At 65.5% G+C, this 13,290-nt stretch carries 14 protein-coding genes; 8 read left to right on the top strand and 6 right to left on the bottom strand.

What is annotated here, in order from left to right; translation table 11 throughout:
• Nucleotides 1-119 precede the first annotated feature (119 nt).
• Genes E4L98_RS26900 through E4L98_RS26890 form a run of 3 tightly spaced genes read right to left on the bottom strand, consistent with a single transcriptional unit; the run spans nucleotide 120 to nucleotide 4,360 of the window.
• Entirely contained in the window at nucleotides 120-1,583 is a 1,464-nt protein-coding gene (locus E4L98_RS26900) for an efflux transporter outer membrane subunit (RefSeq protein WP_135204611.1), read from the bottom strand.
• A 23-nt stretch (nucleotides 1,584-1,606) separates the two neighbouring features.
• Nucleotides 1,607-3,223 carry a DHA2 family efflux MFS transporter permease subunit gene (locus E4L98_RS26895; protein ID WP_135204610.1) on the bottom strand — a complete coding sequence of 539 codons (1,617 nt, stop codon included), beginning with the start codon at nucleotides 3,221-3,223 and terminating at the stop codon, nucleotides 1,607-1,609.
• A gap of 12 nt (nucleotides 3,224-3,235) precedes the next feature.
• Nucleotides 3,236-4,360: an HlyD family secretion protein gene (locus E4L98_RS26890; RefSeq protein ID WP_135204609.1), complete on the bottom strand. Its 1,125-nt coding sequence runs from the start codon at nucleotides 4,358-4,360 to the stop codon at nucleotides 3,236-3,238.
• A gap of 132 nt (nucleotides 4,361-4,492) precedes the next feature.
• Between E4L98_RS26890 and E4L98_RS26885 the strand changes: the two genes are divergently transcribed.
• The 4 genes from E4L98_RS26885 to E4L98_RS26870 all read left to right on the top strand — a co-directional run bounded on the left by E4L98_RS26885 (nucleotide 4,493) and on the right by E4L98_RS26870 (nucleotide 6,909).
• Nucleotides 4,493-5,206 carry a TetR/AcrR family transcriptional regulator gene (locus tag E4L98_RS26885; RefSeq protein ID WP_135204608.1) on the top strand — a complete coding sequence of 238 codons (714 nt, stop codon included), beginning with the start codon at nucleotides 4,493-4,495 and terminating at the stop codon, nucleotides 5,204-5,206.
• Between the two features lie 76 nt (nucleotides 5,207-5,282).
• Nucleotides 5,283-5,465: a hypothetical protein gene (locus tag E4L98_RS26880; RefSeq protein WP_135204607.1), complete on the top strand. Its 183-nt coding sequence runs from the start codon at nucleotides 5,283-5,285 to the stop codon at nucleotides 5,463-5,465.
• On the top strand, nucleotides 5,465-6,403 hold the full coding sequence (locus E4L98_RS26875) for an alpha/beta fold hydrolase (RefSeq protein WP_135204606.1): 939 nt from the start codon (nucleotides 5,465-5,467) through the stop codon (nucleotides 6,401-6,403). Before E4L98_RS26880 ends, E4L98_RS26875 begins: the two co-directional genes overlap by 1 nt.
• Nucleotides 6,400-6,909, top strand: a complete 510-nt coding sequence (locus tag E4L98_RS26870) for a GNAT family N-acetyltransferase (protein WP_135204605.1) — start codon at nucleotides 6,400-6,402, stop codon at nucleotides 6,907-6,909. The genes E4L98_RS26875 and E4L98_RS26870 overlap by 4 nt, the downstream gene beginning before the upstream one ends.
• Here E4L98_RS26870 and E4L98_RS26865 read toward each other — a convergent pair.
• Nucleotides 6,904-7,821: a LysR family transcriptional regulator gene (locus tag E4L98_RS26865; protein ID WP_135204604.1), complete on the bottom strand. Its 918-nt coding sequence runs from the start codon at nucleotides 7,819-7,821 to the stop codon at nucleotides 6,904-6,906. The two genes, E4L98_RS26870 and E4L98_RS26865, sit on opposite strands and share 6 nt — an antisense overlap.
• Nucleotides 7,822-7,917: 96 nt before the next feature.
• Between E4L98_RS26865 and E4L98_RS26860 the strand changes: the two genes are divergently transcribed.
• From E4L98_RS26860 to E4L98_RS26845, 4 genes are all read left to right on the top strand, one after another.
• Nucleotides 7,918-8,337: a PACE efflux transporter gene (locus tag E4L98_RS26860; RefSeq protein ID WP_135204603.1), complete on the top strand. Its 420-nt coding sequence runs from the start codon at nucleotides 7,918-7,920 to the stop codon at nucleotides 8,335-8,337.
• Between the two features lie 41 nt (nucleotides 8,338-8,378).
• Nucleotides 8,379-9,677, top strand: a complete 1,299-nt coding sequence (locus tag E4L98_RS26855; RefSeq protein ID WP_135204602.1) for a M20/M25/M40 family metallo-hydrolase — start codon at nucleotides 8,379-8,381, stop codon at nucleotides 9,675-9,677.
• Nucleotides 9,678-9,757: 80 nt separating this feature from the next.
• A complete protein-coding gene (locus E4L98_RS26850) occupies nucleotides 9,758-10,021 on the top strand; it encodes a hypothetical protein (protein WP_135204601.1) in 264 nt (87 codons plus the stop codon).
• Nucleotides 9,963-10,418: a type II toxin-antitoxin system VapC family toxin gene (locus tag E4L98_RS26845; protein ID WP_167761465.1), complete on the top strand. Its 456-nt coding sequence runs from the start codon at nucleotides 9,963-9,965 to the stop codon at nucleotides 10,416-10,418. The genes E4L98_RS26850 and E4L98_RS26845 overlap by 59 nt, the downstream gene beginning before the upstream one ends.
• 65 nt (nucleotides 10,419-10,483) lie before the next feature.
• Here the strand turns inward: E4L98_RS26845 and lpdA are convergent, their stop codons facing one another.
• A complete protein-coding gene (gene lpdA, locus E4L98_RS26840) occupies nucleotides 10,484-12,271 on the bottom strand; it encodes a dihydrolipoyl dehydrogenase (protein WP_135204599.1) in 1,788 nt (595 codons plus the stop codon).
• A 9-nt stretch (nucleotides 12,272-12,280) separates the two neighbouring features.
• The coding region (locus tag E4L98_RS26835) for a 2-oxo acid dehydrogenase subunit E2 (protein WP_205746845.1) at nucleotides 12,281-13,290 on the bottom strand (1,010 nt) is incomplete at its 5' end.

The following is a 13,290-nucleotide window of genomic DNA, read 5'->3' as shown; positions in this document are numbered from 1 at the left end:
CACATCATGCCACGCGTCAGTTCCGCAAGGCAAGCAAGACGTCTGGACTGTTGCTGGGGAGGGAAACGCATAGGGCCAGCGGCACATCTGCCGCTGGCCTCGTCCGCGTCAGGAGGGTCTTACTTTTGAGCGATCTGCGTGCCCTGCGCCAGCTGCGGCGAAGGCTGCCAGCCGGCGCCCAGCGCGCGCGCCACCGAGACGGCGGCCAGCAGACGCTGGGTGTTGATCTGCACCGCCGCGCGGTCGGCCGCCAGCGCGCTGCGCTGGGCGTCGGTGACGTCGAGGTAGGTCGAGACGCCGCGCTCGTAGCGGGTGCGCGCCACCAGGTAGGCGCGCGCCGCCGCCACTTGCGAAGTCTTCTGCGCCTCGCCCTGCAACTGACGCTGCTGCACATCGGACAGCGCATCTTCCACTTCGCGCAGCGCGGTCAGCAGTTTGGTCTGGTGATTGGCCACCGCCTCTTCGTAGCGCGCCTTGGCGATCGCCAGGTTGGCCTTGTTGCGGCCGCCGTCGAACACCGGCAGCGACAGGCCCAGCGGACCGATGCTGAACTGGCGCGCATCGCCCTTGGCCAGGTTGCTCAAGCTTTCCGAAGCAAAGCCGAAGTTGCCGGTCAACGAGAACGATGGATAGAACGCGCCTTCCGCCACGCCGATCTGCGCATTGGCGGCGCGCAGCGTCGCCACGCTGCCGGCCAGGTCGGGACGGTGCGACAGCAGACTGGCCGGCAGGCCGACCGGAATCGCCGGCGGCGGCGGCAGCGCGGCGGCATCGGCCTTGGCGGCGGTCAGCATGGCCGACGGCGAGGCGCCCACCAGCGTGGCCAGGCTGTGCTCCAGCAGATTGCGCTGGCGCTGCACCTCGTGCAGGTCGGCCTGCGCGTTGGCGCGTTCGATGCGCGCGCGCGAGACGTCCAGTTCGTTCGACAGGCCGGCGTCGAAGCGCGCGGTCACCAGTTCCTCGGTTTCGCGGCGGGTGTCCAGCGCGCCGTTGAGGATGGCGATTTCCGCGTCCAGGCCGCGCAGCTGCCAGTAGGTGGTGGCCAGTTGCGAAGACAGCATCAGCAGCACGCCGTCGCGGTCCGCCTCGGCGACCAGCGCCTGCGCGTCGGCGGCTTCCACCAGGCGGCGCACGCGGCCCAGCAGATCGATCTCGTAGGAGAAGCTGGAACCGACCGAGTAGTTGGCGCCCTTGATCGACTGGCCGCCGAACAGCTGGCCGGTCGAGGTCTCGGCCGAGGTGCGCTCGTAGGCGGCGCCGGCGCTGACATTGACCTGCGGCCGTTCGCTGGCACGCGAGACGTTGGCCTGCGCCAGCGCCTGCAGCAGGCGCTGGGCGGCTGCCTGCACGCTCGGGTTGTCGCGCAGCGCGGCGTCTTCCAGGCGGTTCAGGGTGTCGTCGTTGAACACGGTCCACCATTGCGCCGGCAGCGTGGCCTGGCTGGCCGCCGCCGGCTGATGACGGAACGCCGCATCGGCCACATTGGCCGGCGCCTTGAAATCGCTGCCGACAGTGGCGCAGCCGGTGACGGCCAGGGTTACGGAGACAGCGAGCGTCAGGCGCTTCAAAGCTGAATTCATCATGATTACCTCAGTTGGATTTTTTGTTAGTGAGCGCCGCCGCCGCCGCCGCCCGAAGGGGCTTTGACTTTGTCCGAGAACCACAGCACGCCGATGCAGCCGAACAGCACCATCGCCACCAGGAAGAAGCCGTCGTTATAGGCCATCACGTAAGCCTCGCGGCGCACCACGCCGTCGACCGCCTTCAGCGCCATGTTGGCCGCGGTGGCCGGGTCGAAGCCCTGGCCGAGGAAGTTCGACGTCATCGCATTCAGACGGTCCTGCGTCGCCAGCGAGTAATTGCTGACCGCCTCGCCGATGCGTGCCGAATGGAAGTGCTCGCGGTTGGTGAGCGCGGTGGCCAGCAGCGCGATGCCGATCGAACCGCCCAGGTTGCGGGTCATGTTGATCAGGCTCGATGCCGACGGCATGTCTTTCGGCTGGATGCCGTTCATCGCGAAGTTCGACAGGGTCAGCATGACGAACGGCTGGCCCAGCGCACGCACGATCTGCGACAGCAGCAGCTGGTCGTAACCGGTGGTGGCGTCCATGTAGGCGTTCATCAGGCAGGAACCGCCGAACAGCAGCAGGCCGAACGAGCACAGGATGCGGTTGTCGATTTTCGACGACAGCTTGGCCACGAACGGCATGATGAACAGCTGCGGCAGGCCGGCCCACATGATCACTTCACCGATCTGCATCGGCGAGTAGCCGGGGATCTGCGCGAGAAACAGCGGCAGGATGAAGGCCGAACCATACAGGCCCATGCCCATCGCCATCGATAGCGCGGTGGCCGCGGTGAAATTGCGCTGACCGTACAGGCCCAGATTGACGAACGGCTGCTTGCGGATCGCGCTGTTCACCACCCAGCCCAGCAGACCGATCACCGCCAGCGCGGCGAAGGTATTGATGAACGGGGAATCGAACCAGTCCTTGGTATTGCCTTCTTCCAGGAACACGGTCAGGCTGCCCAGGCCCAGCGCCATGAAGAAGATGCCGGTCCAGTCGGCGTTGAACAGCAGGCCGAGATTGCGCTTTTCCTTGTCGAGACCGACGGCGATGCCGCCGATCAGCAGCAGGCCGGGCACCCAGTTGATGTAGAAGATCGAGGGCCAGCCATACAGCTCGCTCAGGTAACCGCCCAGGGTCGGTCCCATCGACGGCGCCAGCGTTGCGGTCAGGCCGAAGATGGCCATGCCGGTGGCGCGCTTGGACGGCGGCAGCTTGGCCATCACCAGCGTCATCGCCATCGGGATCAGCGCGCCGCCGGTGAAGCCCTGCAGCATGCGGAAGGCGATCATGCTGGGCAGATTCCAGGCGAAGCCGCACAGCGTGGAGAAGCCGAGGAACAGCGCGGTGGTGCCCATCATGTAGGCGCGCATGCCGAACACGCGCACGAACAAGCCGGTCATCGGGATCACGATGATCTCCGCCACCAGGTAGGCGGTGGCGACCCACGAGCCCTCTTCCTGCGTGGCCGACAGCGTGCCGAGGATATCCTTCAGCGAGGAATTGGTGATCTGGATGTCGAGCACCGCCATGAAGGCGCCCAGCATGCCGGCCGCCACCGCCAGCCAGGTGCGTCCGGACACCTTCTCGGACGGCGCCGGCGGGGCGAACGGCTTCCCGCCGGCCGCCGGCGTATCGATAGTCGTACTGGCCATGGGAGGCTCCGCTTATTTCTGCGATTCTTTTTGATTGATCGCGACTTCGGCGACCGCCGACATGCCCGGCACCAGGCGGCCGCTCAGCGCCCGCACGTCCTCCGGCTTGAAGGTGACCTTGACCGGCACGCGCTGCACGATCTTGGTGAAGTTGCCGGTGGCGTTATCCGGCGGCAGCAGCGAGAACTGCGCGCCCGACGCCGGCGCAAAGCTGTCGACGCGGCCGATCAGTTCGCGGCCGGGAATCGCGTCCACGGAGACTTTCACTTCCTGACCGATCTTCATGTCCGGCAGCTGGGTTTCCTTGAAGTTGGCGATCAGCCAGACATCCTCTTCCACCAGCGCGGCGAACTGCTGGCCGGCCTGCACGCGCTGGCCGACTTCCAGCGAGCGCTTGCTGATGCGGCCCGACACCGGCGCCACGATCTGATTGTAGGCCAGCTGCTGCTTGGCGTCCTTCAGCTGCACCTGCAGCACGGCGACCTGCGCGTTGAGCACGTCGCGCGCCGATTTGGCGGAGGCGATCTGCGCCTTGGCGGCGGCGGCGCTGTCCTTGCGCGCGGCCACGTCGGCCACGGCGCTGGCGCGCGCGGCGACGGCGGCGTCCAGCTCGGCTTTCGACACGGCCTTCATCTGGCTGTTGTACAGCTGGCCGAAACGCTCGGCATCCTGTTTGGTGCGCACCAGCTGCGCTTCCGACTGTGCCACCTGGGCGGCGGCGGCGCTGGCCTGCGCCTGCACCTGGGCGATCTGCGCGTCGGCCTGCACCACCTGCTGCTGGGCCGAGGCGATCTGCGCCTGGATCTGCTCCACTTTCACGCCCTGATCGAACGGATCCAGTTCGGCGATGACGTCGCCTTCCTTGACCATCTGGTTATCCTTGACCAGCACCTTGCTGACCACGCCGGCAATGCGCGACGACACGGGGTGCACGTGACCGGTCACATACGCATTTTCGGTCTCGACATAATGGGCGCTGCGATACCACATGCGGCCGCCGATCCCCAGCGCCGCCAGCGCCACGACGGCCGCCACCACCAGCACGCGGCGGTTCGGTCCCTGCTGGCCCGGTGGCGCCGCCGGCGCCGCTGCGGGAGCGGGAGGCACGGCACTGAGTTTTTGTTCTTGGGTGGTCATGGATGGCTCCAGGAAAAAATGAAATGAGATAGGTGCATTATGGCGGGTTTGCGCACAAAGTCAAGAAATGAAACGATTGCATTTCATTTTTTTTTGGACTAGCATGGCGGCATTCGCTATCATTCCACCGCCATGAATACCACCGCCCCGACCGACGCGGCCGCGCCGGACGAGCAAGATTGTCCGGAAGGCCAGTATTTCCCCGATTCGCCCTGCTTCGGCAAGTCCGCCGGGCGCCCGCGCGCATCCGACAAGGAAGCCCGCCGCGCCGCGCTGCTGCATACGGCCGGCCAGCTGTTCCTGGAAAAAGGCTACAGCAAGGTCAGCCTGGAAATGATCGCGCGCGAGGCGCATGTGGCGGTCCGTACAATTTACGTCAAGTTCGGCGGCAAGGCCGGACTGTTGAATGCCGTCATCGCCGACGGCCGCGCCCGCTTCTTCGGCGGCATGCAGAACATGGAAACCGATCCGCGGCCGATGGAGGAAATCCTCGGCGATTTCGCCGTGCGCTTCCTCGAACTGGTATCGCTGCCGACCTTCAGCAGCCTGCACCGCATGGTGGTGGCCGAGGCCAAGAGCACGCCGGAGCTGGCGGAAACCTTCTATCAGGCCGGTCCGCTGCGCACGCGCCGGGAACTGGCGGCCTTCTTTGCCCGGCCCGACATCGCCACCCAGCTGCGCGCCGACCTGCGGCCCGACGTGCTGCCGGTATTCCTGATCAATTGCATCATGGGCGACCACATGACGCGGCTGCTGTTCCCGACCGACGCGCCCATGTCGATGGAACAGTTGCGTGCGGCGGCGGCCGAGGGGCTGGACCTGTTCCTGCGTGGCGTGCGCCGTTAAGTACGCCAGCGCACATTAAAAGCCTCCAAACATTTGCTATTTGTTCTATACTGGTTTTTTAGAAATTGGAGCAACCATGAGCAAAACAAATCGTCTGGACTGGAGCAAACAAATCACGCTCATGAACGAGCGCATCAAACACTTCCAGGCCAACCCCGGCCAGGAGCAACTGGATGCCGTTATCGCCGAACTGAAGGCCTATGCCGACGCCGCGCGCAACGGTGGCATCGAAATCCCCGCCCGCTTCACCGTCAATTAATGAAGGCCCTGGGCCGGACCGTGCTGGTGCTGGCATTGGCCGGCATCGCAGCGGCCGGCTATTACCAGTACCGCAATCCCGAGCATCAACAGCTCGATGATGCCGCGCGCCGGCAGGCCGCCGCGCCGGGCGCGTTCGCCGCGCTCAGCGACGGCGTCACCCATTACGAAATGGCCGGCCCGGCGGATGGCCGCGTGGCCGTGCTGGTGCATGGTTTCTCGGTTCCCTCTTACATCTGGGACCCCACCTTCGCCGCCCTGCGCGACGCCGGCTACCGCGTGATCCGCTACGACCTGTACGGCCGCGGCCTGTCCGACCGTCCCGACGCCGGCTACGATGGCGCGTTCTACGACCGCCAGCTCGACGAGCTGCTCAAGGCACTGAAGGTGAATGGCAAGATCGACCTGTTCGGCCTGTCGTTCGGCGGTTACGTCAGCGCGCATTACGCGGCCACGCATCCGCAGCGCATCCGCACCCTGAACCTGGTCGATCCGTCCAACAGCGCCCCGACGCTGCCATGGCAGCTGCGCACGCCGCTGCTCGGCCCCTATCTGTTCCAGGTCGGCGCGGTGCCGGACATGGCCGCCAACCAGAGCGGCGACTTTCTGCATCCCGACCGATTCCCCGGCTGGGCCGAGCGCTACCGGCCGCAGATGCAGTACCACGGTTTCGGCCGCGCGCTGTACCGTTCGCGTCTGAGCCTCTCGCAGGAAAACTTCGACGGCCTGTACGCCGCCATCGCCAAGGCCGGCACGCCGGTGCACCTGATCTGGGGCAGGCAGGACCCGACCATCCCGGTGGCCCAGTCGGCGCACATCCGCCAGGCCATCCCGCAGACCGAATACACCGAGATCGACCAGTCCGGCCACCTGCCGCAGATGGAGCAGACCGCCCTGTTCAACCAGCAAGCGCTGGCCTATCTCGCCGCCCACCCATGATGATCCGCACGCTGCAAGCCGAAGACGCCGCGCGGCTGATGGCGTTCGAACTGGAAAACCGCGCCTGGTTCGAGCAGTATGTGGAAGCGCGCGGCGATGACTTCTACACTCCCGCAGGTCTGGCCGCCCACATCGCCGACTACCTGGAAACCCAGCGCAAAGGCGGCATGCATCCCTGCGTGCTGCTGGACGACCACGGCGCCATCATCGGCCGCGCCAACCTGCGCTACATCAACCGCTACGCCGGCATCGGCGAAGTCGGCTACCGCATCGCCCACGATCAGGCGCGCAAGGGTCTTGCCAGTGCCGCGCTCACGCATCTGCAGGAAGTGGCGCGCACCCGGTACGGCCTGACCCGGCTGCGCGCCTGGATTTCCGAGCACAACACAGGCTCGCAGCGCGTGATGGACAAGTGCGGATTCAGGCGCGATACGCTGTCCGCGCCGCGCGTGGTGCAGGTCGGCGGCGGCGACCATCTGTCGCACCTGTACTACTGCGCCTTATAGCGCGACCGCCGGCGGCCGCGGCTCCAGGCCCTCGATATCCTGCAGCAGCGCGATCAGGCGGCGCGCGCCCAGGCCCTGCGGGCGGTCGTTGCGCCAGACGACGTCCACCCACAGCCGCAGTTCGTTGCTCATGTGGGCGAAGGCCACCGCCAGCAGTTCGCCGCTGGCGATCAGCGGCTGGGCCAGACGGCGCGGCAAATAGGCCCAGCCCAGGCCCGAACGCACCAGTCCCAGCGCCGCCAGGTGGCTGTCGGTGCGCCACAGCTTGCGCGAGATGAGCACCCGCTGGTCGATCCCTTCCGGCTCGCTGCTGACGATGGCGATCTGGCGCAGGTCGACCAGGTCTTCGAGCCGGAAGCTGCCGTTGCGCTCCAGCGCCAGCGGGTGGCGCGGCGAAATCACCGCCACCAGCAGCTCGCTGCCCAGTTCCTGAAAGCTTTCGTGGTCGTTGACCTTGGGACGTTCGTACAGCAGCGCCAGTTGCACCGCGCCGTCGTGCAGCATGCGCAGCGCGGCGTCCTGCGGCGCCGACAGCACGTCCACTTCCAGCGACGGGAATTCCTGCGCCAGCCGCGCCAGCGGCTCGCTCCACGGCGCCGACAGCAGCTCGGGCGCGATCGCCAGCGTCAGACGGCGCTCCAGGCCCCGATGCAGCGACAGCGCGTGCGCCTGCAGGCGACGCAGCTGGCCCGCCATCTGGCGCGCTTCCGGCTCCAGCGCGCGCGCCGATTCGGTCGGCCGCACTTCGCGCGAACTGCGCTCGAACAGCGTCAGGTCGAGTTCCGCCTCCAGCTGCGCCACCGCCATGCTGACCGCCGATGGCACCCGTCCCAGCGCGCGCGCCGCGGCCGAGAACGAACCGTGGTCCAGCACGGCCAAAAATACCGCGATGTTGTCGGATGAAAAAGCCATAGCCGACAATCTATCAGAAAAATTGACAGCAGCTGACTTTTCCCATCAGCCGGATCGCCATAGGATGCCGGGCGTTGTCATCCAGAAGGAAATCTCATGCAAGGCCTGAAACGCAGGGTGGTCTACGTCACCCTGTTCGAACTGATCGCGATCTGCCTGACCAGCGGCGTGCTGATGCTGTCCGGGCACGATGCCGGCCATGCCGGCGTGGCTGGCGCCGCCTCGTCCGCGATCGCCATCGTCTGGAACTTCATCTACAACGGCGCGTTCGAGGCGTGGGAAGCGCGCCAGACGGTGCGCGGCCGCGGCTTCCTGCGCCGCGCGGCGCACGCCATCGGCTTCGAGGGCGGCCTGGTGCTGATCCTGGTGCCGCTGTTTGCCTGGTGGCTGAACATCACGCTGCTGCAGGCGTTGATACTGGACATAGGCCTGCTACTGTTCTTCATGGTCTATACCTTCCTGTTCAGCCTCGCGTTCGACCGCGTATTCGGGCTGCCCGCATCGGCGCAAGCCTGAGCTACAATCGGCGGCATACCTACACACCGGAGGAATGCCGCATGAAGTTGAAACCGTACGTCCTTGCAGTACTGGCCCTGGCATGCGGCGCGGCCAACGCCGCCGCGCTGTCGCCCATCGAACAGAAAATCGTCGCCGAAGTCAAAGCCCATTCGGCGCAGGGGCTGGAGCTGCTGGAGCGTTCGGTCAACATCAACAGCGGCACCATGAACCACGACGGCGTGCGCGCGGTCGGCAAGCTGTTTCGCGAGCAGTTCGACCAACTGGGTTTCACCACCCGCTGGTCGGAGATGCCGCCGGCCATGCAACGCGCCGGCCACCTGATCGCCACGCGCGAGGGCAAACAGGGCAAGCGCCTGCTGCTGATCGGCCACCTCGACACCGTGTTCGAGAAGGACAGCCCGGTGCAGCTGTGGCAGCGCAACGGCGAGCGCGTGCGCGGCCAGGGCGTCAACGACATGAAGGGCGGCGACGTGATCATCATCGAGGCACTGCGCGCCTTGCAGCGCGTGGGCGCGCTCGATAACACCAGCATCAGCGTGGTGTTCAGCGGCGACGAGGAAAACGCCGGCGACCCGATCGAAGTCTCGCGCGCCGACATGGTCAATGCCGCCAGGCGCAGCGACATCGCGCTGGCGTTCGAGGCCACGGTACGCAACAAGGAAGGCAAGGATACCGGCACCATCGGCCGCCGTTCCTCGTCGTCGTGGGAGCTGAAGGTCAGCGGCAAGCAGGGGCATTCCAGCGGCATCTTCAGCGAAGGTGCCGGCTATGGTGCGATCTACGAAACGGCCCGCATCCTGGACGGCTTCCGCCAGCAGCTGGCCGAGCCGGATCTGACCTACAGCCCCGGCCTGATCGTCGGCGGCACCGAAGGCAGCACCAACGCGCTCGGCACCACCGGCCAGGCGGCCGGCAAGACCAACGTGATCGCGCGCACCGCCACCGTCGAAGGCGACCTGCGCTACCTGAACTACGCACAGCGCGACCGTGCGCACGCGAAAATGAAGGCCATCGTGGCGCAGAACCTGCCGGGCACCAGCGCCAGCATCAGCTTCCACGAATCGTATCCGCCGATGTCGCCGACGCCGGGCAACCTGGCGGTGCTGAAAATCTATTCGCAGGCCAGTGCCGATGCCGGCCTGGGCGAGATTCCCGCCCTGCCGCCGGGCCAGCGCGGCGCCGGCGACGTGCAGTTCGTGGCGCCGCTGCTGGACAGCCTGGACGGCCTGGGCGCCACCGGCAACGGCGCCCACTCGCCCGACGAAGACCTGGAAATCGCCTCCATCGAGCGCGCCACCATCCGCACCGCGGTCCTGCTGTACCGCTTGACGCGCTAGACCGCTTCGCCAGGCGGAGATAGATCAAACTCTGCAGCCAACCTCAGTGCTACCATGGCCGAATCGATTGGGAGGACGCCATGGACACTTTCACCACAGTTAACAGCGACGGCACCGTCATCATCCCCAAGGAAATCATCGAAGCCTACGGCATCCTGACGGGCGCGCAGGTCCACTGCGTCATGAATGGCTGCCAGCTCGAAATGAGGTTTGTCGGCACAAAATTGCCTATCCCAAAAACCAAATCCGTCAGCGGCTACGGTATGGTGAATATCGAGCATTCTTTTGCACCTGCCGACTTCGACGCTGCCGAACTATTCAGAAATGACAGGCCTGGATACTAATGTTCTAGCCCGCTACTATATCAACGATATCACTGACGCAGAAGCACAACGCCAGCGGCCATTAGCTCAGAGTTTGATTGATTCGGGCCAAACGCTCGCGATATGCAAAACAGTAATTATTGAGTTGGAATGGCTAATGCGGGGCAAATACAACATGAAGCCGCCAATGATCATCGGCGTGTATCAACACATGTTAAGCATGGCGAATTTTACTATCGAAGACAGGCCAGCCCTTATCATGGCACTAACCAGCTACCAACAAGGCCCCTCTTTCACGGACGCGCTACATCACGCCAGCTATCGAACATCTGGCAGCATGGCCTCGTTCGATGACCGCAAGTTTGCTCGGCGGGTGGCGGCGCTGGGGCTGCGTCCGCCGGTGGTGGTGCTGCTCTGAACGTTGCGCCAGCCAATGAAAAAAGCCGGGAACGCGTCCCGGCTTTTTTGATGCTGCGAACTTGCTTAGCGCTTGCGCGGCGGCGGCAGGTCGGTGCAGGCGCCTTCGTAGACTTCCGCCGCCATGCCGATCGATTCGCCCAGCGTCGGGTGAGGATGGATGGTCTTGCCGATGTCGGTGCCGTCGGCGCCCATCTCGATGGCCAGCGCGATCTCGCCGATCATGTCGCCGGCGTGCGTGCCGACCATGGTGCCGCCGATGATGCGATGCGTCTCGGCGTCGAACAGCAGCTTGGTGAAGCCTTCCGCGCGGCCGTTGGCCACTGCGCGGCCGCTGGCCGCCCATGGGAAGTGGCCCTTCTCGACCTTGATGCCCTTGGCTTTCGCTTCGTCCTCGGTCACGCCCACCCACGCCACTTCCGGATCGGTGTAGGCCACCGATGGAATCACGGTCGCGTCGAAGTGCGACTTCTGGCCGGCGGCGGCTTCCGCCGCCACGTGCGCTTCATGCACCGCCTTGTGCGCCAACATCGGCTGGCCCACCAGGTCGCCGATGGCGAAGATGTGCGGCACGTTGGTGCGCATCTGGCTGTCGACCGGGATGAAGCCGCGATCGGTCACCGAAACGCCGGCCTTGTCGGCGGCGATCTTCTTGCCGTTCGGGCTGCGGCCGACGGCCACCAGCACCATGTCGTACACCTGCGGCGCCGGCGCGGTGGCGCCGGCTTCGGCGGCTTCGAAGGTGACCTTGATCCCTTCCGGCAGCGCTTCGACCGCGACCGTCTTGGTCTTGGTCATGATGTTGTCGAAGCGGGCTTCGTTGTACTTCTGCCAGATCTTGACCGCGTCACGGTCGGCGCCCTGCATCAGGCCATCCATCATTTCGACCACGTCGATGCGCGCGCCCAGCGTCGAGTACACGGTGGCCATTTCCAGGCCGATGATGCCGCCGCCGATCACCAGCATGCGTTTCGGGATCTGGCGCAGTTCCAGCGCGCCGGTCGAATCGACGATGCGCGGATCTTCCGGCACGAACGGCAGCTTCACCACCGACGAACCGGCGGCGATGATGGCCTGCTTGAACTGCACCACTTTCTTGCTGCCGTCCTTGGCGGTGACTTCGATGTGGTTCGGGCTGACGAACTGGCCGACGCCCTGCACGATCTGGGTCTTGCGCGCCTTGGCCATGCCGGCCAGGCCGTTGGTCATGGTCTTGACCACGCCATTCTTGTGCGCGCGCAGCTGGTCGATATCGACCGTCGGCTTGGCGAAGCTGACGCCAGCCTTGGACATGTGCGAGGTCTCATCGATCAGCGCGGCCACGTGCAGCAGCGCTTTCGACGGGATGCAGCCCACGTTCAGGCACACGCCGCCCAGCACATCGTAGCGCTCGACGATCACGGTGTTCAGACCCAGGTCCGCGGCGCGGAAGGCGGCCGAGTAGCCGCCAGGGCCGCTGCCCAGCACCATCATGTCGCAATCGACGTCCACCTGGCCGGCGTAGCTGCCGCCGACCGGCGCCGCCACGGGCGCTGGAGCCGGGGCCGGAGCTGGTGCGGGAGCTGGAGCCGCCGCGGCGGCCGGCGCGGACGCCGGAGCCGCAGCCGCCGCGCCGGCGGCTTCTTCCAGCACCAGCAGCGTCACGCCTTCCTTGACCTTGTCGCCGACCTTGACGCGCATTTCCTTCACCACGCCGCTGTGCGACGACGGGATTTCCATGCTGGCCTTGTCCGACTCCACGGTGATCAGCGACTGATCGGTCTTGATCGTGTCGCCCACCTTGACCATCACCTCGATCACTTCCACTTCGCTGAAGTCGCCGATATTCGGCACTTTCACTTCTACAGTGCTCATGTCGGCTCCTTACAGCAGAATTTTGCGCATGTCGCCGAGCACTTCGCTCAGGTACACGGAGAAGCGGGCGCCCATCGCACCGTCGATCACGCGGTGATCGTAGGACAGCGAGGTACCCATCATCAGGCGCGGCTGGAACGCCTTGCCGTCCCACACCGGCTTCATGGATGCCTTGGACAGGCCCAGGATCGCCACTTCCGGCGCGTTGACGATAGGCGTGAAGTGCGTACCGCCGATGCCGCCCAGCGACGAGATGGTGAAGGTCGCGCCCTGCATGTCGGTCGGTTTCAGCTTGCCTTCGCGCGCCTGTGCCGACAGTTCGGTCATTTCCTTGGCGATCTGCGTCACCGATTTCTGGTCGGCGTTCTTGATCACCGGGACCACCAGGCCGTTCGGCGTATCGGCCGCGAAGCCGATGTTATAGAACTTCTTCAGGATCAGGTTCTCGCCCTTCTCGTCCAGCGACGAGTTAAAGGTCGGGAATTTCTTCAGCGCGGCGACCGATGCCTTGATCACGAAGGCCAGCATGGTCAGCTTGACCGCGTCCTTGTTCTTGGCATTGGCGTTGTTCGATTCGACGCGGAAGGCTTCCAGATCGGTGATATCGGCATCGTCGAACTGCGTGACGTGCGGGATCTGCACCCAGTTGCGGTGCAGGTTGGGACCGGAAATCTTCTTGATGCGCGACAGCGGCAGCAGTTCGGTTTCGCCGAATTTGCTGAAGTCCAGCGACGGCCATGGCAGCACGCTGAAGGTGCCGCCGCCGCCGATCGAACCACCGGCTGCCGGCGCGCCGGACGGCGCGGCCACGGTGCCGGCCATCACGCCCTTGACGAAGTTTTGCACGTCGGTCTGGGTGATGCGGCCTTTGGCGCCGGTGCCGGGCACCTTGCCCAGGTCCACGCCCAGTTCACGGGCGAACTTGCGGATCGATGGCGATGCGTGCGCCAGCTTGCCGGTGGCAACCGAGCCGTGCGAGGCAGCCGGCGCCGGTGCAGCCGCGGCGGCTGGTGCAGGCG

It is taken from the genome of Duganella callida (assembly GCF_004614165.1).
Taxonomy (GTDB): Bacteria; Pseudomonadota; Gammaproteobacteria; order Burkholderiales; family Burkholderiaceae_D; genus Rugamonas; species Rugamonas callida.
Note: the sequence above shows the minus strand (reverse complement) of the source record. Positions and strands in the feature narration are given on the sequence as shown.